This is a genomic window from Aurantimonas aggregata (genome assembly GCF_010500835.1).
GTDB classification, from domain to species: Bacteria; Pseudomonadota; Alphaproteobacteria; order Rhizobiales; family Rhizobiaceae; genus Aurantimonas; species Aurantimonas aggregata.
On record NZ_JAAAMJ010000021.1, the window covers coordinates 1 to 19,635 of the forward strand.

Here is a 19,635-nt window from a genome sequence, read left to right on the forward strand (position 1 = left end):
CTCAATAACTCCATGTCGATCACTCCGATGTCCCCCGCACCGATGGCGTGGGAACGAGTTCAAACATGGGTCAGTTCTCGATGGAAAAACCGCTGCTGCCTGGGTCAGCTCTCAGTGGAAATCAACACGGCGTTGATCGGCTGGCTCTTCGGCGCAGCTGCCTGAAGCTCACGCATTCACCATCGAAACTGCCGCTCCGAGGGTGATCCGCATCGCATGCGTGCCACCGTCCAGAGGAAGCTGCAACGGATTGGGTCCAGCAGGGATCTCCGCGCCATCAAGCTCGACCCGAGCAAAGCCCACGCAAACGCCTGACGGGTTCTCGAAGGAAATGTCGTACTGCGTCCCGCCCTGCCTGAGCTTTACGTCGAAGCGTGGCCACCCGGCGGGGATGCACGGGTTGATCGTCAGGAACCTGCCGCGCTGCCGCAGGCCCAGGATGCTTTCGATCCCGGCGCGGTACATCCAGCCCGCCGATCCGGTGTACCAGGTCCAGCCCCCGCGCCCGACCAGAGGTTCGACCGAATAGACGTCTGCGGCTACCACGTACGGCTCGACCTTGTACCGCGCCGTCTCGGCCGGAGTGCGGGCATGATTGATCGGATTGAGCAGAGCGAACAACGCGCCTGCTTGCGCCCCCTCCCCGAGCGCGGCGAACGCCATCACGGCCCACATCGCGGCATGGCTATACTGGCCACCGTTCTCCCGCAGGCCCGGCGGATATCCTTTGATATAGCCGGGGTCGAGCGGCGTCTTGTCGAACGGCGGCGTGAAGAGCAGCGCCAAGCCATCCTCCGGCCTGACGAGATGGGCGTCTACGGAGGCCATCGCCGTGGCGGCGCGTGCCGGGTCCGCAGCACCCGAAAGCACCGCCCAGGACTGGGCGATCGAGTCGATCCGGCATTCCTCGCTCATGGCCGATCCGAGCGGCGTACCGTCGTCGAACGTCCCGCGCCGATACCACTCTCCGTCCCAGCCGCTCTCCTCGAGCGCAGCCTTCACGGTCACTGCATGCGCCCGCCAGATCCGGGCACGGTTCGGATCGCGCGTTTGCGCCAACGGCGCGAACAGATCGATGGTCTTGAGCAGCAGCCACCCCAGCCAGACGCTCTGGCCCTGTCCGCCTTCGCCGACGCGGTTCATGCCGTCGTTCCAGTCGCCGGTCCCGATCAGCGGCAAGCCGTCCGCTCCTGTCAGCGTGAGGCACTGGTCGAGGCCGCGGGCGCAATGCTCGAACAGCGAAGCGGACTCGTCCGCGGTTCTCGGCAAGAAGAAATCGTCGTGCTTCCCCTCGGCGAGCGGTGGGCCGTCCAGGAAGGGCACGACCTCGTCGAGGATCGCCTCGTCGCCGGCGACCTCGATATAGGTCGCCACGCCATAGGCAAGCCAGACGCGGTCGTCGGAGATGCGTGTCCTCACGCCCTGACCGGACGAGGGCAGCCACCAATGCTGGACGTCGCCCTCGACAAACTGTCGAGCGGCAGCGCGGAGAAGGTGACTGCGCGTCATCTCCGGCCGCGCGAAGGTCAGCGCCATTCCGTCCTGAAGCTGATCGCGGAAGCCATAGGCCCCGCTCGCCTGGTAGAAGGCCGAGCGGGCCCAGATGCGGCAGGCGAGCGTCTGGTAGAGCAGCCAGCCGTTCAGCATGATGTCCATCGCTCGGTCGGGCGTCTTGACCTGGACGGCGCCGAGGATGTCCGCCCAATGCTCCTCGACCGTGGCGAGGACGGCGTCCAGGTCGGTTGCGCGATAGCGCGCGATCAACGCCCCGACGTCCTCGACCGAGCCGGCTTCGCCGAGGAGGATCAGGATTTCGACCGAGCCGCCCGCCGGCAGCTCGACCATGCCCTGCAGCGCGGAGCACGGGTCGAGGCCAGCGCCGACCCGGCCCGAGAGCGCCGCCCGCCCTCGCAGGGCCGCAGGGTCCGCGAGCGACCCGTTGCGGCCCAGGAACGCGCAGCGGTCGCCGCTCCAACCGGTCTGTCGGCCGCCGATGTCGGCGAACGCGACCCGGCCGACAAAGGAAGTGTTCCAGGGATTGCGGGCCAGCATGGCACCGGTCGCGGGGTCGATCCCGGTCGTGACGAATGGCGCCGACGCCCCGCGCGACTGACCCAGGATCGTGGGTGATACGATAGGTATGGAACACCGTGTCGATGCTGCCGACGATCAGGCCCAATCGGCCCGAAGCTGCGATTTCGGCCAACTTGAGGAACGATGAGTGAACATGGCCGGTGAGATTGACTCGCTGACGAGTGGCCATTGAGATTTCCGCTTTTGAGGAGCGGGCGGATGGATGGCAGGATTTTAGCTGAGGACCTGGCTGGCGTGTGGAGCCTTTCCTTTTCCGACATCGGTTTCGTGAACACCAAGCCCCTCGTTGCGAGAGCTGGCTTCGCCGTCCAGTTGAAGTTCTTCGCCGCGCATGGGTTTTTCGCCGATGCGGCCAACAGTGTGCCGGGCGATGCGATCGGGTATGTCGTTGAACAGCTCGGCGGCGGCGATCTTGCCGGTTACGATTTCGCAGGACGTTCAGGCCGGCGTCATCGCTCCGAGATCCTTCGCTATCTCGGCTTTCGCCGCATCAAGCCGGCGGACCGCGAAGCGCTTGCCGCCTGGATATCGACCGAGCTTTGTCCGTCCGGCATGACGGTCGGCGCGATGATGGAGCGGGTGTTTCTCTGGTGTCGGGACGGCAAAATCTTCGCTTCGTCGCGCAAGGAATTGGAGCGGCTTGCGCGATCGGAACGTCAGCGGTTTCTCGATGCCTATCTCGGCTGTGTCACCGATCGCCTTCATCCCGAAGCCCAGGCGTCGATGGAAGCTTCGCTCGCCGATCCCGACAACGAGACGGGGTTTCATTCGATCAAGAGCGATGCGGGTCAGGCCTCGCTCGACAACATCATCGCCGTGACAGATCGCCTGGCCTTCATTCGAACGCTCGACCTGCCGGGTGACCTTTTGTCGGTGCCCGGAACAGCATGGATCGAACAGATCGAGCGACGGGTTGGGGGCGAGAAGGCCTCGGAGATGCGCCGTCATCCGCGGACGCGGCAACTGGGGCTTTACGCAGTCTCCCTGATGTCGCGTCAGTCGAAGATCATTGACGCCATGATCGACCTTCTGATCGAGACGGTTCATCGGATCACGACGCGTTCCAGGCGCAAGGTGATCGCCGGCATCGCCCGCGACATCGAGAAAGTTTACGGCAAGGAGTGTCTGCTGGTCGATATCGCCGGCGCGGCCATCGATAATCCGTCTGGACGGGTCTGCGACGTAATCTTTCCCGTTGCGGGTGAGACGAAGCTGGCGGCGATCGTCAACGAGTATCGCGCGCAAGGGGCGCTCGACCGGCGCATCTACAAGGTGATGCGCGGTTCCTATGCCAGCCAGTACCGCCGCATGGTGCCGAGGCTGCTTTCGGTCCTGGAGTTTCGCTCCAACAACGCGGCCTGGCGACCTGTCGTTGACGCCGTGAACTGGATGAGGACGATGGTCGATGACGGCCGCCGTTTTGTTTCCTGGCAGGACGTGCCGATCGACAAGGTCGTTCCAGCCAAATGGCGCGGCGCCGTCATCGACAAGGACGGCCGGGTCAATCGCATCAGCTACGAGCTTTGTGTCCTCAGCCCGTTGCGGGAGAGCATCCGTGCCAAGGAGATATGGATCGTCGGCGCCGACCGCTACCGCAATCTGCGTATTCCGACGAAGTCGCCCGGCCATTCCGAGATCAAGTCGCCCGGGATTCCGGGATGATGTCGCCCGCCCTTTCGAGCGCTGCTGGCCTCTGATTTTCCTGTCACCCAGAGCTTGCTCGGTCAATCTCTCAAAGCGGGTTTGAGGCGCGTTCGCCGCATGCTGTCACCGGAGAGCTCGATGCGATGGGCGTTATGGACGAGGCGATCGAGTATGGCGTCGTCGTAGGTCGGATTACCGATGACCTCGTGCCAGCGCTCAACAGGGATCTGGCTGGTGACGACGGTCGATTTGCGTCCGTATCGGTCTTCGAGAATCTCCAGCAGATCATGGCGCCCGGCATCGTCGAGAAGCTCGAGACTCCAGTCATCGAGGATCAGGAGTTGCGCCCCCGAGATGGTACGCATGATCCGGGCGTAGCGACCGTCGCCGCGTGCCGTGGCGAGGTCGGCGAAGAGCTTGGACACACGCTGATAGAGGACGGAGCGATTGTCGCGGCAGGCGCTGTGGCCAATGGCGGACGCCAGCCAACTCTTTCCGACCCTGGTCGGCCCGGTGAGGAACAGATTGTCGTGGGCGGCGATGAAGGCGCCGCCGCAGAGCTTCTGGAAGAGGGTGCGGTCGAGACCTCGCGGTGCCTGGTAATCGACATCCTCGGCGACGGCCTGATGGCGGAGCTTGGCGTATCGAAGTCGGGCGGCGAGACGCTTGTCGCGGCGATGGGTGACCTCCCGATCGATCAGGAGACCGAGCCATTCGGGATGGGTCAGCCTGCCGACCTGGCTGGAGGCCTCGATCTCGGCGAAAGCCTCGGCCATGCCGGCAAGGCCGAGCTGATGGAGCTGCTCGAGGGTGGGGTGCGACAGCATGATGGTCTCCTATTGGTAATAGCGGGGGCCGCGGATGTTGGGGTGAAGGATCGGTGCGGCATCCGATCCGGGCTCTTGTCTCTTCCCAGTTTGGTCGAGACGCTTGTCGAGGATCGAGCGGACCGAGCCGTAGGACAGCGTTCCGATCTCGATCGCTCGCTCGGCGGCCGCTTCGAGCCGCAGGGCGCGGCGGGTTTGGCCAGTCGCAGGATGCCGATGCAGGTGCGAAAGCCCTGTTCGGGATGGGATCTTCGCTCGAGGATGAGTTCGCAAAGGACGCCGGTCGCCACGCCGACGAGGCAAGCCTCCTTTCGAATCCGATCAATGGTCCAGTCGCCATGGCGGCGATGGCTGGAGGGCATGTGATCGCGAAGGGTGGTGTGTCCGCCGTTGCCGCTCGAGCGAATGTGGGCGGCGATCCGCTCGCCCCTGGCAAAGACCTCGACCGTGCGGGCTGTGATCCGTGCCTCGACCTCCTGGCGGGCGAAGCGGAAGGGAACGCTGTAGAAGTGCTTCTCGACCTCGACATGGTAATCGATGCCAACGCGCCGGAGGCGCCATTCGGCAAAGAAATACGGCTCCACCGGCAGCGGCTTCAGCTTCGGCCGGTCGAGTTCCTCCCCAACTGTAATGCTTCTGTAATGGGCCCTCGTTCGTCAAGCCCCTCTGAATGCATCTCGTCGCCAGGATCATGCTTCTGTCCGTGGTCAGCGCGAAGGCCGCCACACTATGCCATCAGATCCAGAGCCGGCAGGTCAATCTAGGAAGCGTGGTTTGCCGAAGCATTCACAGCACTACACACGACCTTGCCAAGCCCTCGTCCCAGCGACGGGACCTTTGTAGAAGCGATGCCGTGTCGGCTCGCTCCGAACCTGCTTTACCTCCTATGCAGCCGTAGCGGTCTTGCTCCAGCGGAACTCGGCCGCGTCCATCCACATGCGATGGAGCACGACGCCCAACTTGCGGGCAAGGGCCACCTTGGCGCGCTTCATGCCCCGGCGCTTGGCGACGTCGAGAGCCCAGTGTTTAAGGCTCGAGAAGCGGGTCGCACGCGTCAGCATGACGTGCGCAGCTTCAAAGAGCGCAGTTCGCACCATGGCGTCGCCGACCTTGCTGACACCGCCGTCCCGATCGGTCTCGCCGGATTGATATTTTTTGGGCGTGAGCCCGAAGTAGGCTCCGACCGCGCTGGATTTTCCAAACCGCGTCGGGTCATCCACCGCCGAGCGATAGGTCAGGGCGACCAGGGCGCCGACGCCGGGCGTGCTCATCAATATCCGGCAAACCTTATCGACGCGCGCGATCTTCAGCATCTCGCGATGCAGTTTGGTGAAGGCGCTCCACAACGCCGCCCGCGCCGCCAGCATCGCGCCAATCACCGTCTCCAGAGTGACGTGGCCTGCCGTCAGTTCCCGGATACGCGCCTCAAACCTTCCACGGCTCACTTCGCCGACCTTCAGCCCGTAGCCGCGCAGGATTCCGCGGATGCTCAGCTCGACGTCGAGGAGCTTGCCTTGCAGAAGCTTGCGTCCAACAAGAAGGGCTCGGCTATCCTTGCAAGTCATCGATTTGGCATGAACCGGGCGGTACCATCCCATCCGCAGAAGCTGGGCGATCCCGCGTGCATCTTTCCGGTCGGTCTTCACCGTCATCGCCGAGAGCGCAGCCTTCACGTCCCGCGTCTCCAGCAAAACCACGTCGCGTCCGGCGGCAGCAAGCCCGGCATGCAGCCACTGCGATAACGGTCCGGCCTCAAGCCCAATGCGGCTGACAGACAATGCCAGTTCGTCGAAATAGCGGACCAGCGCCTCTGACTCGCTGGCGATCTTGACCTCGCGCACGATCGTTCCGGTCGCGTCCACAACGCATATGCTGCTCTCTTCCAGAGAGACATCAATTCCCGCATAATATTCCATGGCTGTTCCTCTCGTGATGCGTGGAGCCGATCACTCGGACTCCGTTTCAACACCATCATTCTGAGGGACAGCCACCCAACTTGGCTATGCTCGCGAAGGCCGGCCCATTACGGCATCTAGGGCGAAATTGCTGGTTTGCATCCGGTTCGGGAAGCCTGCGTTCAAGCCGCCCTTCGGATGAGGAATTGGCTCTTCGGCCGGGTGCGATTTTCGGCAGTCGGAGCAGGTCGGCGTCTGGTGACGCCCGGGACGATGTCCCCCTGCACCAGCCAGGTGTCTTGCAACGACGGCCCCCTATTCCCGCCTTCCCGGCGTTCTCAGCTCTCTGGGCGGTGGTGCTGGCACTGGCCATGGTCGGCGAGGGTCTGGATGACGCGGCAGTCACAGACGCGCCCGTGCTCGCACTCCTCGATCATCCGGTGAAGCTCCTTGCGCATCAGCTCAAGCTGCCTCAGGCGGTGGTTGACACCCTTGAGGTGGTGACGGGCGATCCTGTCGGCCTCCTGGCATGAAGCGTTGGGCTTCTCTGCCATGGCAAGTAGGCCTCGTATGTCCTCGATCTCGAAACCAAGCTCGCGGGCGTGCCGGATGAAGGTTATTCGGTCCACCTCCGCGGCGCCGTACAGCCGGCGATTGCCGCCGGTGCGTTCCGGGGCCGAGATCAGTCCGATGTTCTCATAGAATCGTATGGTCGTAACCTTCACGCCGCTGCGCTCAGAAGCCTCCCCAATGGAATATCCACGCTCGGTCATGATTCTCACCCGCTGCTCCAGCGACTGGAGGACGTACGGGCAACGGCGAGGCTGGTCAAGCGTCCGCGACGGCCCGTGTCGAGCATAGGCAGAACCGGCGTGTCGCGCTTCGGGGACGATCTCTCGCCTCAAATCCGCCGGAACTGTCGCGACGAAGGTCATCACGGCGCCGAACAGCGCCCCAGCGCCGCATAGACGACGGCGAGGGTGCATCGGAGGACGAAGTCGACCGTTCCGACCATGCGTCATTTCTTCTGTGAAGCAGCGGGTGGGGTTCCTGGGAGCTGATGTTATACGGAGACTAGGCGCTCGAGCTTTTCCATCCGCACTTCCTGCGGCTCGTGCATGTCGAGCGTGCCGACGAAGGCCCCCTCCCGGTCGTAAAGGTAGACGCCCGCCGAGTGGTCCACCGTGTATTCGTCACGCTCCAGCGGCACGACCTTCCGGTAGGCCTTGAAGGCGGAAAAGGCGGCGTCGATCTGCCCCTCCTCACCGGTCAGGGCCGTGATGCGGGGATCGAAGGACGTGAGGTATTCCTTCAGCACAGCGGGCGTGTCGCGCTTTGGATCGCCGCTGACGAGGACGACGGTGAGGTTGTCGCTTTCCGGACCCATGCCCTCGAGGAGCAGGGATAGTTCGGCGAGCGTCGTCGGGCAGATGTCGGGGCAGTTCGTGAAACCGAAAAATACGGCGACGGGCTTGCCCCGGAAGGACGACCACGTCCGCGCCGCGCCATCCTGGTCGACGAGCGCGAACTCGGCGCCGATCGTCGAGACACCCGTGGTCACATACTTAACGGGCCCGATGCCCGAGCGGAGATCCACGAGGCCCGTGAGCGCAAAAGCAAGCAGTACGGTAACTCCGGCGAGCAGGCTCCAGAGCATCAACCGGATCAAAGCGAGGTTCACTGGCTCTCGCCCATAGGATGGCCCTCGTGCGTGGTTGGGGCGACGACGCCGGGCCGCTCCACGTTGAATTCGATGGAAATCGCGCCGGCCTTCTCGAACACGAGTTCGCCCTGGAAGGATTCCCCTGCGACGAGCGGCCCCTTAAGGCCGCCGAGCATGATGTGGATGCCCCCTGAAGCGAGGTCGATCGTTGCCCCCGGCTCGATCACGACACCGCCCTCGACTGGACGCATACGCGCGACGCCGTCGACGATCTCGGTGACGTGCAGCTCTAAGCGCTCCGACGCCTCCGCGGATCCTCCGACGAGGCGGTCGGCTTGGGTTCCGGCGTTGAAAATCGAGAGGTAGCCAACCCCCGTCTTCGCCGCTTTCGGTGTCGGGCGCGATGTCGGATGATCGATAGTGATCGACCCCGCCGTGAACTGGTGAGCCGACACGAGTGCCGGGAGGACGAGGCAGGCAGCGAGGATTGCGGTTCGGAGCACCGCCGTCACTTGGGGTAGCTCGCGAAGGTCTCGGTCGAGCCGTCCTTCATGACGAGCAGCACCTGGTAGGGTTCGTCGCTCTCACCCATCCCTGGGCTGCCGGCGGGCATGTTCGGAACGGTAATGCCGATCGCGTCGCGCCTCTCGACGAGAAGTCGTTTGATCTCTGCGGCGGGGACATGCCCCTCGACGACGTAGCCGCCAACGTAACCCGTGTGGCACGAAGTCTGGCCCGGCTTTAGCCCGGCCTCCATCTTCCTGGCGTAAAGATCCGCCATCGCGAGGTTTTCGTTCGTAACCTCGAACCCGGTATCCTCGAGGTGCTTCATCCAGCCGATGCAACACCCGCACCCCGACGTCGAGAACATCTCGACGTTCTCGGCCGCGAGGACCGAAGTGGACAGGAGGGCAAGCGCGCCGGCGAGGAATGTCGTCCGCTTGGACATCATCGGTTCATCCTTTCGTTGTTGTCAGATCCAGCGTCGCACGACGCTTCGGTAGTCGAGATAGTCGGGGCCGAACGAGCGCTGGAGGAAGCGCTCCTCGTCCCGGATCTGGATCTCGCAAGCGATCCAGAAGCTGACCGCGCAGGCGATCATGGCGGGGGATGTAACCGCCACCGCCGATCCAACTCCCATCGCGAGCATTCCCAGAAACACCGGGTTGCGGGACAGGCCAAATAAACCCGTCGAGACCAATGCATCTGGCGCCGTCTCCGGCAGGCCCACACGCCAGCGCCGTCCCATGGCGCCTTGAGCGAACAGCGTCAGCCCCTGCCCGGCAACGGCCAGCGCCAGCCCGACGAGGCGGATGACCGCAGCTTCGCCCGCAACGGGTGAGAAGAGCGCCGTTGCGTACCCGGCCGCATGCGCTCCGAGGGCTACCGCGGCGCCGACGATGGAGCCGGCGAAGAGCAGCCGTGCGAGCCGTTGCCGCAGGCTTGCGCCGAAGCCATAGGCCCGCCCGCCGATCAGGGACGATGTCCGGCGGGTGGCGATGGCGAGCCACGCCGCGGTGACGGCGAGCACGATCAGCGGTCCATGGCGAAGCAGAAGGTCGGTAGCTTCGCTCATGACGGCCTCCAACCGAGCAGCCGCATGGCGTTGGCGGTCACGAGGACGGTCGCGCCCGTGTCGGCAAGGATCGCGGGCCAGAGGCCGGTGATCCCCATGATGGTGGTGACGAGGAACACGGCTTTCAGCCCCAGCGCGATGGCGATGTTCGTCCGGATGTTACCCATGACGCTCTTCGAGAGCGCGATCATGTCCGGGATGTCCTTCACCCGCCCGTGCAGCACGGCGGCGTCCGCCGTCTCCAGCGCGACGTCGGTGCCGCCGCCCATGGCGATGCCGATGTCGGCAGCCGCCAGTGCCGGCGCGTCGTTGATGCCGTCGCCGATCTTGGCGACCTTGAAGCCCTCCGCCTGGAGTTCACGGACGATGCGTTGCTTGTCCTGCGGCAGGAGTTCCGCGCGCGCCTCGATCCCAAGACCCGCCGCAACGGCTTCGGCCGTGCGCCTGTTGTCGCCGGTCAGCATAATGGTCCGGATGCCGGACACCTTCAGGCTCTCAAGCCCCGCCATCGCGTCGGGCCGGGCTTCGTCGCGCATGGCGAGGTAACCCGCGATCGACCCGGCGACCACCACGACGGACACCGTCTTGCCCTCGGCGTTCAGCGCCGCGATCGCGTTCTCCTGATCGGCGGTGAGCGCCGTGCGCCAGGAAGCGGCCTGCGGCGATCCGAGGAACACCCGCTCTCCGCCGACGCTGCCCTCGACGCCCTCCCCGGGAACGGCGTTCGCGTCGAACGTCGGTGGGGTGGGCACCTTGTCGGTCTTTGCTCGGTCGAGGATCGCCATAGCCAGCGGGTGGCTCGAGCCCCTCTCGAGGGCCGAGGCCAGGGACAGCACTTGATGGGACGAGCGGCTTCCGGGGACGATGTCGGTGACGACCGGCCTACCCGCGGTCAGCGTCCCCGTCTTGTCGAAAGCGATGGCGGTGATCGTGCCGAGGCTTTCCAGTACCGCCCCACCCTTCATCAGCAGACCGCGACCGGCACCGGCGGAGAGGCCCGCGGCGATGGCGGCGGGCGTCGAGATTACCAGCGCGCACGGGCAGCCGATCAGCAGGATGGCGAGGCCCTTGTAGATCCACTCGCCCCAGTCGCCACCGAAGGCGAGCGGCGGGACGACGGCGACGAGGGCGCCGACGACAAGCACGGCGGGGGTGTAGACCTTCGAGAAGCGGTCGATGAAACGCTCGGTCGGCGACTTCGACTCCTGGGCCTCCTCCACAAGCCGGACGATGCGCGCGATCGTGTTGTCGGATGCGGCCGCCGTGACCTTCACGCGCAGGACGGATCCGCCGTTGACCGTGCCGGCGAAGACGGGATCGCCGACGGCCTTGCGCTTCGGGACGCTCTCACCGGTAACCGGAGCCTCGTCGACCTCGCCGGATCCTTCCACCACGGTGCCATCCGCCGGGATACGATCCCCAGGACGGACGAGGATGGTCGACCCCACGGCAAGGCTGTCGGCCGGAACCTCCGTCGTCTGGCCGTCCCTCTCGAGGAAAGCCGTCTTCGGCACGAGGGCGGAGAGGCCCTCGATGCTGGCTCGGGCACGACCCGCCGCGACGCCCTCGAGCATCTCGCCGACGAGAAACAGGAGGACGACGGTCGCGGCCTCCTCCTCGGCACCGATGAAGACGGCGCCGATGGCGGCGATGCTCATCAGCGTCTCGATCGAGAACGGCGTGCCGAAGCGGGCGGCGGTGATCGCTCGCCAGGCGACGGGTACGAGACCTACCGCGAGTGCGGCCAGAAAGGCGGGACGCTCCAGCGATGGAACGAGGTTGCCGAGTACGTAGGCCGCAAGGAGCGCGACCCCGCAGGCGGCCGTCAGCTGAGCCTTCCGCGTCCGCCACCACGCCAGTTCAGCTTCACTTGGACCGCCATGGGAATTACTGGCATCCGCCAGTGCGAGGCCATGCTCGCCGGACGCGTGGTTGGCAGATCCCGAACTGCGTTCGGTCGCGGGCTCGGCACCATAGCCAAGGTTCCGGACCTGCCTGACCACCGCAGACCCTTCGAAGCCATCGGCGTAACGGACCCTTACCGTTCCGGCTGACACGGAAACGGCTACGTCCTCGACTCCCGGAATTCGTCGGATCGCAGTGTCGACCTTGTTGGCGCAGGCCGCGCAATCCATGCCGGTTACACGGTAGCGGCTCTCGCCCTTTGTCGCGCTCATGGCGCTCTCCTTGCGTCGTCTTCGACGCAAGCTTACGTCCTCTAGTAGCTAGAGGAGCAAGCAGGAAATTATTCGACCGCGTTGGGCGATGGGCGAGGCTCGCTGGCGAGCGGCATCAATATCTGACTTTCCGCATCAAGAGCAGTTCGGCTTCTTGCCCTCGGTCCCGAACGTGGCAAGGACCGGAGCCGCCGAGTGGTGCAATAGGTGCAATGAACTGGACGGATGCGTCAGCAGCCGCCTTGCCCACGCCGCCTCGAACGGCGCGGACGTTACCAGGATCGCGTCATGCGCGAGATAAGGCGGCAGATCGGTTGACCGTAAGCGCCGCGAGCGCTCCACCTTGAAGTCTGTGGAGTAGGCCAGCGTCTATGTTGACGGGGCCGTGTCTGGAATGATGCCCTCGCTTGAGGGGGCGGCGGACCATGGTCATCCAGGAGCAGCTTCGCGAGAAGATCGAGAAGGTCGAGGCTCTGTATTTCGGCGCCGGGACGGCGGGTGAACGGGACGCTGCGGGGGCTGCTGTCCTGCGGCTGAAGGCGAAGCTCGCAGAGATCGGCCGGCAGGACCCGCCGGTCGAGATGCAATTCTCGATGCCGGACCCTTGGGCCGTGCGGTTGTTCGTCGCTTTGTGCCGGCGCTATGGGATCCGGCCCTACCGCTATCGGCGTCAGCGTCGGACGACGATCATGGTGCGGGCGTCGCGGGGGTTCTTCGATGCAGTGGTCTGGCGCCAGTTCTCCGATATGCACACGGACCTTTGGATGCACTTCGAGGAGACGACGGATCGGCTGATCCGCGAAGCGGTGCATTCGGACACGACGGACGCCGAGACGGTGCCGACGCCGATCGGCGCCCGCTGACGATCAGGCCGCCGTCTGGAGATCGACGGTCACCGCCGGCTTCCAGTTCCAGGCGAGAAGCTCATCGATCCGATTGATCGGTGTCCGTCCGGAGACGATCCGCTCCACGACATCGACGAGCCAGAGATAAGGATCGATCTCGTTCAATTTGGCCGTGTTGATCAACGAAGCGAGGATTGCCCACGTCTGCGCTCCGCCCTCACTGCCGGCAAAAAGATGATTTTTTCTTCCAAGGGCGATCGGGCGCATCGTCCGCTCGACCGTGTTGGAGGGGCTCCGTGGGAATCTCTGCAATGATACCCGCTAAGGGAAGAGGAAGTTCCTGGGATTGAAGCGGTTGGCGCGGATCGGGCGGAAGCGTTCGAGGGGTCGGTCAATCTCGTTCCAGAGGTAGTCGCCCGTGAGCGCGATATGGCTCCAGGGCAGCGGCGCGACCTGGGCGAGGAGATCGCCGGGTATGGCGACATTCTGGCCCCGCACGAAGCCGACGGCGCGGCTGAGATAGACAGTGTTCCACAGGATGATCGCGTTGACGACGAGGTTGAGGCCGGAAGCGCGATAGGTCATCGTCTCGGCCATGCGGTTTCGCAGCTCGCCGAGCTGGTGGAGGAAGATGGCGCGCGCGAGTGCATGGCGACTTTCTCCCTTGTTGAGGATGGCATGCGAGCGGCGTCGCAGCTTCGGGTCAAGCAGCCAGTCACAGATGAAGATCGAGCGCTCGATCCGCCCGATTTCGCGCAACGCCTGGGACAGCCCGTTTTGACGAGGCGAGGCGGCGATCTTTTTGAGGATCACGGATGGCGGCACAAGGCCGGAACCGACCGAGGCGGCCAGGCGCAGCACCTCGTCCCAATGCTGTTCGATGGCCATCATATTGACGCTGCCTCCGATCAGCGGACCGAGCGGAGCATAGTCTGCGCTGGGATCGATCACGAACAGCCTGCGGCTGCCGAGATTTCGGATGCGCGGGATGAGCAGGTAACCGAACAGCTGGAACATGGCGAAGACCGTCTCGGTCGCACCAGCGGTATCGGTCGCATGCTCGTGGATCTCGACCGAGCTTTCGTTGTGGAGGAGCCCGTCAAGGACATAGGGCGCCTCAGTTTCCGACGCCTGGATCAGGCGCGAGAAGAAGGAGGCAAAGCGGTTGGAGAGGAAGCCGTAGAGCGAGGCGCCAGGCCGGGTGCCATATTTGGCATTATAATCGAGGCTGGCCTCGCCACGTCCGCCGGCGGGAAAGAACTGGCCGTCCGAGGAGGAGACGTGACCATCGCCCCAGATCGCAGCGAAGGGATGGGCTTGCTGGGCATCGACCAGCACGGCGGTCGCGGCGGCGTAGGTTTCGGGCCGAAGATGCCGATCGACCATCAACATCATCCGGTGGATGGTGACGCCGCGCGAACTCTCGGCCATGCGCTCGGCGCCGGCATTGGTGGCGTCAGCAAGGATCGCGGCCATCAGCGCGGCCTCGTCGCCCGCGCCGGCACCGGTCCGATAATGGGTGAAGCTGTCGAGGAAGCCGGTCCAGCTGTGGACCTCGGCGAGCAGGCTCGTGATCCGCACGCGCGGAACGAGGGTGTAGAGGCGCCGGCTGAGCGCGGTGACCCGGTCCCGTTCCTCCTCGCGGATCGGCGACACCGACAGGCCCTTGTCCGTAATGCTGGCATCGGGAATCCTGTTGGCGGCAGCCGCTTGGGCGAGCGCCTGCAGTTTCGCATCGAGAGTGGCGACACGCTCGGTGCGCCAGGCGGCGAAGCTGTCCGGCACGGCCAGGCCAAGGCGCTGCTCGGCGCGCATCACGGCGAAGGTGGAACGCGGCAGGAGATAGTCCTCGAAGCTCCGCCAGGCGCGGCTGCCCTCGACCCAGACATCACCGGCCCGCAGCCGGTCACGCAGGTGGACGAGAACCGCCACCTCCCAGGCGTGGGCATCGACGTCGCCGTTGCGCTCGCGGACACGGCGCCGCCATTTGCGGGTGAGGAAGGAAAGCGGCAGCTGCTGCGGCAGCGGATGTCCCCGGTGGAGGGCGCGCAGCAGTTCGACCGAAGCGAGGATGGGGTCGTCGGACCGGAAAGACTGGAAGCGGAACGCCTCGAAGACGAGTTTGGCGAGCTTGCGTAACGACTTCCGCCGATCGACGATTTCATCGAGTTCGTCGCTTCGGCCAGGACCGACCATCCCGGCCGCGACCGTCACGCTGGCCGCAAGCCCATCCCAGCCGATGGTGCCGGCGACCGCGGCCGACAGATCGGCGCCGGTCTCGCGCGCCTTCATCAGCGCTTGCCCGAGCTGCATGTGACTGACCGCGACGCCGGCGAGGATCGGGGCTCCTTCAGCAGTCGCTCCTTACGGCTAATCTCGGCCTTGCGCCGGGCGCTGCCGATGAGCTTGCTGAACATGTCGAGCGCAAGATCGGTGATCGCGGCCTGGCGCTCGATCACGAACGCGGTCAGCGTGGCGTGCCGGCGTTCGGTCGAAAGGCGCAGCATCTCGCGGGCATGGAGGATCCGTGCTTCCTTCGCGATGATGCCATAGCGGTTGGCATGGATGGACTTGCGCCGTTCGTCGAGGATGCCGGCGCCGCGCAACACCTCCAGCCGCACGATCGCAGCCTTGAGGTTCTTCAGCTTCGCCCCTTCCGGCGCTTCTGCGATCCAGCCGAGCAGCGTGCGGTCGCCGGCGCGACCGACGATCAGCTGATCGAGCGCATCGAGGGACACCTTGCCCAGTCCCTGGATCAGGTCTCGATAAGCGTGCCTGCGTGCGGCTGCCCGACCTGCAAGGGCAAGGCGCTCAAGAAGCTCGGCACCGGGAACGAGGGTTCCCTCGTCCTTGAGTTTCTCGATAATGGCCTGAACGATCGGGCCGCCTTTCTCCGTGGCTGCTGCCGTGTGCGCAGCGGCCGCAATGAAAAGGCGGTAATCGCCTGCCCGCACAGGACACAGCCCAAGCTCGGCGACGATCTCGCGCGCGTGTTCCCGTCGCGTCTCCTCACGCCGCGCATAGAGTTCAAAGATAGCAGGATCGGTGCCAAGCTGGTCAGGGCCATGACGTTGCATGAAATGAGCAGACGACAGGTCGATTCCTCCGAAAGCCACGCTAAATGCTATGCATCGGTGGCCGGGCCCAGCGCTCGTGCGGGCCCTGGATCCCACGGCAGCGTCTCGGTCCGCACGGGACGCTCGATTTGGTTGATTGCGTTTCAACGCGGCATGACAAGGAGCTCGATCATGCCTGACGAGAACGTCAAGTCTGGAGACCAAAAGGACGCGGAGTCTGAGGTCGAAGGGTTTCGGCAGGACCTCGGGCCGTTCGTGGTGGCTGCCGAGACGACGCGGATGGCCATGGTTTTTACCGACGCAAAAGAGCCGGACAAGCCGATCTCCTTCGCGAACGATGCCTTTCTCGACCTCACCGGCTATTCGAGAGACGAGGTTCTCGGCCAGAGCTTCAATTTCCTGATGGCGCAGGGAGCCGATCCCGACAGCGTTGCCGACATCGAAAGTGCCTTTGACGGCAGCTCCGATGTCGATCCGGAGATCCGCTATCACCGCCGCGACGGCAGCATTTTCTGGGCCTCGGTCTTTGTCTCCCCGGTGAAGGACGATGCAGGCGTCGTCGTCCAGCATTTCGCGTCGTTCGTAGACGTCACCAGGCATCGCCGGGAGCAGGATCGGCTTCGGTTTCTGTTGAACGAGCTCAACCATCGTGCGCAGAACACCCTTGCGACCGTCCTGTCGATCATCGGCCGGACCCTCAACGGCATGACCGACAGGGAAACGATCGAGACGTTGGAAGGGCGCATACTGGCCCTGTCCAAGACCCACAGCATCCTCGGGGCGCAGGATTGGGATCGCGTCGGGATCCGAGAAGTCCTCGAGCAGGTCTTAGGACCCTTCGAGTTGGACGATTCTTCGGTGCCACGCTTCTCGATGAAGGGCGATGGCGTTCGCTTGGAGCCGAAGACGGCGTTGACCCTCGGCATGGTGTTCCACGAGCTGGCCACAAACGCCGTGCGACACGGCGCCTTCTCAGGAGGATACTCCGGCAAGGTCGACATCTCCTGGCAAGTCGAAGGTGGGCCGAGCGGTGAACGAATGACGCTTCAATGGCAGGAAAGCGGCGGGCCACGGGTCAACCAGCCCAGTCACAAAGGCTTCGGCTCCAGATTGATCGAGCGCGGCCTGGCGCAAGAAGTGAACGGCGAGGTCAGTCTCGCCTTCGACACGGACGGAGTCGTCTGCCGCATCGTCATGCCGATATCGCAGGAAGCTGGCTGGATGAAGAATGAGTAGCGCACTATCAGGGCGCAGAATCCTCCTCGTAGAAGACGAGGTGATGGTCGCGTGGGCGCTGGAGGACATGCTCGCTGAGTTGGGATGTGCCGTCGTCGGTCCCGCCGCCCGTGTCGATCAAGCGCTGGCGCTCATCGACACGGTCGAGGTGGACGCGGCGGTTCTCGACATCAATCTGAACGGTGAGGAGAGCTACCCTGTCGCCGATGCTCTGGCAGCGCGCGGCGTGCCATTCGTTTTCTCGACCGGGTACCATAAGAGCGGCATGCGGGCCGCCTACCGCTCGCTCCCCATGCTTCAGAAGCCCTACGAGCGCTCGGTACTGGGCAGTCAACTCGCGAACTTGCTGTCCCTGGGCCGAACGGTCGTTCCGGAGCCGAGCTCCGAGAACCCGGTATGGGACGCGAACCGCCTGCGAACCGCCACGAACGCTGCGGGCGTGGGACTGTGGTCGTGGAACATCGACGCCGACCTCTTCACCATGGACGAACGCTCGCACGAGCTGTGGGGGATCGGCAGCGGGCGGATCACCTTCGAGGATCTGTCCGCACGCATCTATCCCGACGACTTCCTGAGGGTCAGGGCTGCGTTCACGAAAGCACGGAAAATTCTCGGCGCCTATGAGGCGGACTTCCGAATCCTGCATTCCGATGAGATCCAATGGGTATCGGTCCGCGGAATGGGCGACAATCTCGACGCCGTCGGCAGGATCATGTTCGGCGTCTTCCTCGACATCACCGAGCGGATGAGGGCCGAGGAAGCGCGGGAGATGCTGGCGACCGAGATGGGGCACCGGGTCAAGAACCTGTTTGCCATCGCGGCCGCCCTGACCAACATCTCCGCACGCTCGACCACGACGTCGGCCGAAATGTCGCTCGATCTGTCGCGCCGTCTAACGGCGCTCAACAAGGCGCACGAACTGGTGAGACCCGGCCTCACAGGTCCTGGGAAAGCGGTATCGCTTGGCGAGTTGCTGAGCGTTCTCCTCGATCCTTACATCGGAGATGGAGGAGGTGCGGGCCGCATCCGCGTGGCCGTTCCGGATCTAGTCGTAGGCGATGCATCGACGACGACAATGGCCCTCATCGTCCATGAGCTGGCCACAAACTCACTGAAGTACGGTGCTCTCGCTACGGAGACCGGATCCATCGTTGTCGGCTGCGTGACGGAGAACGGCGACGTCACCATGACCTGGACCGAGAAAGGTGGCCCGCCGGTTTCGACCCTGAGAGCCGAAGCAGGGTTCGGAAGCCAGTTGGTGTCCAAGAGTATATCCAACCAACTTGGGGGAAGCATCGCATACGACTGGAACCCCGATGGTGTCATCGTGACGCTGCGAATGCGTCAGGATCGCCTAGGTGCCTAGCTGGTGGCAAGCACAGGTCGATGGGCATCCGGCCGATCAGGAGGCCACTCCGAGCCCCTGTTTGTCTGGAAAGCACATAGATGTGCGCTGGGTCTGACTACGGTCGGAGCTCCTCATCATCTCCAACATCGTCGTAAGAGCGTCGTCTTCAAGCCACGGCGGCGAGCCTGTCGGACGGCTTGAACTGCCACGGCATCAGCTCGTCGATTGCGCTGTTGGGATGTCCCTGAACGATCAGTGTGATGACCGCCGTCAGATAGGCTCGGGGATCGACGTCGTTGAGCTTGCAGGTCTCGATCAGCGAGGCGATCACGGCCCAGTGGCCGGCACCGCCGTCAGAGCCGGCGAACAGCGCGTTCTTCCTCGTCAAAGCGAGCGGGCGGATGGAACGCTCGACGGTGTTGTTGTCGATCTCGATGCGTCCGTCGCTGGCGAAGCGGCAGAGGCCCTCCCAGCGTGAGAGCGTGTAGCGGATCGCTTCGGCGAGCTTGGTCTTCTGGCTGATGAGCTGAAGCTTCTCGCGCAGGTCCGCGCCGGTATCGGCGACGCCACGTACCAACAGGTGGACGTGCGGATTGTCGGTGTTCCAGTGATCAACGGCGACCCAGTCCAGGCGGGAGCCAAGGTCGGCTTCCATCTGCGCGGCGAGGTCCCGCGTGAAAGCGCGAAGGTCCGTCATCTCGCTGGCGTCCTCGGGCGAGACGATGAAGCGAAAGTGGTGGAGATCATCCTTCGATCGATCCGCGAAGGCCAAGTCGTTGGCGCGGTCGCTGCCCGCGTCGAACATCACGGCCTTCTCGCCGTCACGGGTTACGCCGTCGCGCTTCAGATAGGACAGATGTGCGGACAGTGGGGCTGACCGAAACGCCTTGCCGGAATGCCGGCCAATCCGAGCGGCGACGACGACACGCCGGTTGGAGAAAAGAGACGGTTCCGGCTGAAGCTGATCCGGCCTCGCCCGAAACTGGAGCGGCCATAAGCGGGCGATCGCTCGGACTTCGTCCCCGAGCTGGACGCGCCATCGGTATGCCCGGCCCGTTTAGCGGCGCGCAGCACCTGGTTGACAAAGCTCTTTGTCCTCGGCGCGCGGGTGCTGCGGATGCGCCCTGGCCGGATGCGGAAATCGCTATCGCCCTCGCTCATGCCTGCCCCGCCAATCGGGACGCAAGTCGTACAGTGCCGGAAACAGCGTTGATATCTTTGGAGAATTCTATCATCGCGGCACGCGACCCGAC

General features: G+C 64.4%; 15 protein-coding genes and 4 pseudogenes. 4 read left to right on the forward strand and 15 right to left on the reverse strand.

The window, feature by feature from the left end:
• Positions 1-168 precede the first annotated feature (168 nt).
• Positions 169-2,052, reverse strand: a complete 1,884-nt coding sequence (locus GTW51_RS19315) for a glycoside hydrolase family 94 protein (RefSeq protein WP_163045696.1) — start codon at positions 2,050-2,052, stop codon at positions 169-171.
• A gap of 240 nt (positions 2,053-2,292) precedes the next feature.
• Between GTW51_RS19315 and GTW51_RS19320 the strand changes: the two genes are divergently transcribed.
• Positions 2,293-3,756 carry a DUF4158 domain-containing protein gene (locus GTW51_RS19320; RefSeq protein WP_163045697.1) on the forward strand — a complete coding sequence of 488 codons (1,464 nt, stop codon included), beginning with the start codon at positions 2,293-2,295 and terminating at the stop codon, positions 3,754-3,756.
• A 62-nt stretch (positions 3,757-3,818) separates the two neighbouring features.
• Here the strand turns inward: GTW51_RS19320 and istB are convergent, their stop codons facing one another.
• The 9 genes and pseudogenes from istB to GTW51_RS19360 form a co-directional block, all read right to left on the reverse strand.
• A complete protein-coding gene (istB, locus tag GTW51_RS19325) occupies positions 3,819-4,565 on the reverse strand; it encodes an IS21-like element helper ATPase IstB (protein ID WP_163045698.1) in 747 nt (248 codons plus the stop codon).
• A gap of 9 nt (positions 4,566-4,574) precedes the next feature.
• A pseudogene (locus tag GTW51_RS24060) lies at positions 4,575-5,185 on the reverse strand (Mu transposase domain-containing protein); the annotation flags it as partial.
• 264 nt (positions 5,186-5,449) lie between these two features.
• Positions 5,450-6,481 carry an IS110 family RNA-guided transposase gene (locus tag GTW51_RS19330; RefSeq protein WP_163045699.1) on the reverse strand — a complete coding sequence of 344 codons (1,032 nt, stop codon included), beginning with the start codon at positions 6,479-6,481 and terminating at the stop codon, positions 5,450-5,452.
• 317 nt (positions 6,482-6,798) lie between these two features.
• Entirely contained in the window at positions 6,799-7,233 is a 435-nt protein-coding gene (locus GTW51_RS19335; protein ID WP_163045731.1) for a MerR family transcriptional regulator, read from the reverse strand.
• 290 nt (positions 7,234-7,523) lie between these two features.
• The gene (locus GTW51_RS19340) at positions 7,524-8,141 is read right to left on the reverse strand and encodes an SCO family protein (protein WP_343034065.1); all 618 of its coding nucleotides are present in this window, start codon (positions 8,139-8,141) and stop codon (positions 7,524-7,526) included.
• On the reverse strand, positions 8,138-8,626 hold the full coding sequence (locus GTW51_RS19345; protein WP_163045700.1) for a copper chaperone PCu(A)C domain-containing protein: 489 nt from the start codon (positions 8,624-8,626) through the stop codon (positions 8,138-8,140). Before GTW51_RS19345 ends, GTW51_RS19340 begins: the two co-directional genes overlap by 4 nt.
• A 5-nt stretch (positions 8,627-8,631) precedes the next feature.
• Positions 8,632-9,075 (reverse strand): DUF411 domain-containing protein, encoded by a 444-nt coding sequence (locus tag GTW51_RS19350; protein WP_203566188.1) that lies wholly within the window; start codon positions 9,073-9,075, stop codon positions 8,632-8,634.
• Between the two features lie 21 nt (positions 9,076-9,096).
• Positions 9,097-9,699 carry a methyltransferase family protein gene (locus GTW51_RS19355; RefSeq protein WP_163045701.1) on the reverse strand — a complete coding sequence of 201 codons (603 nt, stop codon included), beginning with the start codon at positions 9,697-9,699 and terminating at the stop codon, positions 9,097-9,099.
• Positions 9,696-11,876 carry a heavy metal translocating P-type ATPase gene (locus tag GTW51_RS19360; RefSeq protein WP_163045702.1) on the reverse strand — a complete coding sequence of 727 codons (2,181 nt, stop codon included), beginning with the start codon at positions 11,874-11,876 and terminating at the stop codon, positions 9,696-9,698. The genes GTW51_RS19355 and GTW51_RS19360 overlap by 4 nt, the downstream gene beginning before the upstream one ends.
• 425 nt (positions 11,877-12,301) lie before the next feature.
• On the opposite strand from GTW51_RS19360, the gene GTW51_RS19365 reads away from it, so the two are divergent.
• The gene (locus GTW51_RS19365; RefSeq protein ID WP_163045703.1) at positions 12,302-12,739 is read left to right on the forward strand and encodes a hypothetical protein; all 438 of its coding nucleotides are present in this window, start codon (positions 12,302-12,304) and stop codon (positions 12,737-12,739) included.
• Positions 12,740-12,742: 3 nt separating this feature from the next.
• Here GTW51_RS19365 and GTW51_RS19370 read toward each other — a convergent pair.
• The 3 genes and pseudogenes from GTW51_RS19370 to GTW51_RS23620 form a co-directional block, all read right to left on the reverse strand.
• Positions 12,743-13,009: pseudogene (locus tag GTW51_RS19370) on the reverse strand (transposase domain-containing protein); the annotation flags it as partial.
• Between the two features lie 33 nt (positions 13,010-13,042).
• Positions 13,043-15,034, reverse strand: coding sequence for a Tn3 family transposase (locus tag GTW51_RS19375; RefSeq protein WP_203566189.1), 1,992 nt, complete (start codon positions 15,032-15,034; stop codon positions 13,043-13,045).
• Positions 15,013-15,837, reverse strand: coding sequence for a DUF4158 domain-containing protein (locus tag GTW51_RS23620; RefSeq protein ID WP_203566190.1), 825 nt, complete (start codon positions 15,835-15,837; stop codon positions 15,013-15,015). The genes GTW51_RS19375 and GTW51_RS23620 overlap by 22 nt, the downstream gene beginning before the upstream one ends.
• Before the next feature lie 132 nt (positions 15,838-15,969).
• Between GTW51_RS23620 and GTW51_RS19380 the strand changes: the two genes are divergently transcribed.
• Both GTW51_RS19380 and GTW51_RS19385 read left to right on the forward strand, forming a co-directional pair.
• Complete coding sequence (locus GTW51_RS19380) at positions 15,970-17,034, forward strand: HWE histidine kinase domain-containing protein (protein ID WP_163045704.1); 1,065 nt, start codon at positions 15,970-15,972, stop codon at positions 17,032-17,034.
• On the forward strand, positions 17,027-18,400 hold the full coding sequence (locus GTW51_RS19385) for an HWE histidine kinase domain-containing protein (protein ID WP_163045705.1): 1,374 nt from the start codon (positions 17,027-17,029) through the stop codon (positions 18,398-18,400). The genes GTW51_RS19380 and GTW51_RS19385 overlap by 8 nt, the downstream gene beginning before the upstream one ends.
• 148 nt (positions 18,401-18,548) lie before the next feature.
• Here the strand turns inward: GTW51_RS19385 and GTW51_RS19390 are convergent.
• Together GTW51_RS19390 and GTW51_RS23625 are read right to left on the reverse strand one after the other, a co-directional pair.
• Positions 18,549-18,926: pseudogene (locus tag GTW51_RS19390) on the reverse strand (IS66 family transposase); the annotation flags it as partial.
• Positions 18,924-19,543 (reverse strand): annotated as a pseudogene (locus GTW51_RS23625) (type VI secretion protein); the annotation flags it as partial. The pseudogenes GTW51_RS19390 and GTW51_RS23625, both read right to left, overlap by 3 nt.
• Positions 19,544-19,635: the final 92 nt, after the last annotated feature.

Coding starts and splice junctions, on each gene's coding strand:
- GTW51_RS19355 (WP_163045701.1), bottom strand. CDS start 9,699: ATGAGCGAAGCTACCGACCTTCTGCTTCGCCATGGACCGCTGATCGTG.
- GTW51_RS19360 (WP_163045702.1), bottom strand. CDS start 11,876: ATGAGCGCGACAAAGGGCGAGAGCCGCTACCGTGTAACCGGCATGGAT.
- istB (WP_163045698.1), bottom strand. CDS start 4,565: ATGCTGTCGCACCCCACCCTCGAGCAGCTCCATCAGCTCGGCCTTGCC.
- GTW51_RS19315 (WP_163045696.1), bottom strand. CDS start 2,052: ATGCTGGCCCGCAATCCCTGGAACACTTCCTTTGTCGGCCGGGTCGCG.
- GTW51_RS19330 (WP_163045699.1), bottom strand. CDS start 6,481: ATGGAATATTATGCGGGAATTGATGTCTCTCTGGAAGAGAGCAGCATA.
- GTW51_RS19380 (WP_163045704.1), top strand. CDS start 15,970: ATGCCTGACGAGAACGTCAAGTCTGGAGACCAAAAGGACGCGGAGTCT.
- GTW51_RS19320 (WP_163045697.1), top strand. CDS start 2,293: ATGGATGGCAGGATTTTAGCTGAGGACCTGGCTGGCGTGTGGAGCCTT.
- GTW51_RS19350 (WP_203566188.1), bottom strand. CDS start 9,075: ATGATGTCCAAGCGGACGACATTCCTCGCCGGCGCGCTTGCCCTCCTG.
- GTW51_RS19335 (WP_163045731.1), bottom strand. CDS start 7,233: ATGACCGAGCGTGGATATTCCATTGGGGAGGCTTCTGAGCGCAGCGGC.
- GTW51_RS19365 (WP_163045703.1), top strand. CDS start 12,302: ATGGTCATCCAGGAGCAGCTTCGCGAGAAGATCGAGAAGGTCGAGGCT.
- GTW51_RS19375 (WP_203566189.1), bottom strand. CDS start 15,034: ATGCAGCTCGGGCAAGCGCTGATGAAGGCGCGCGAGACCGGCGCCGAT.
- GTW51_RS19385 (WP_163045705.1), top strand. CDS start 17,027: ATGAGTAGCGCACTATCAGGGCGCAGAATCCTCCTCGTAGAAGACGAG.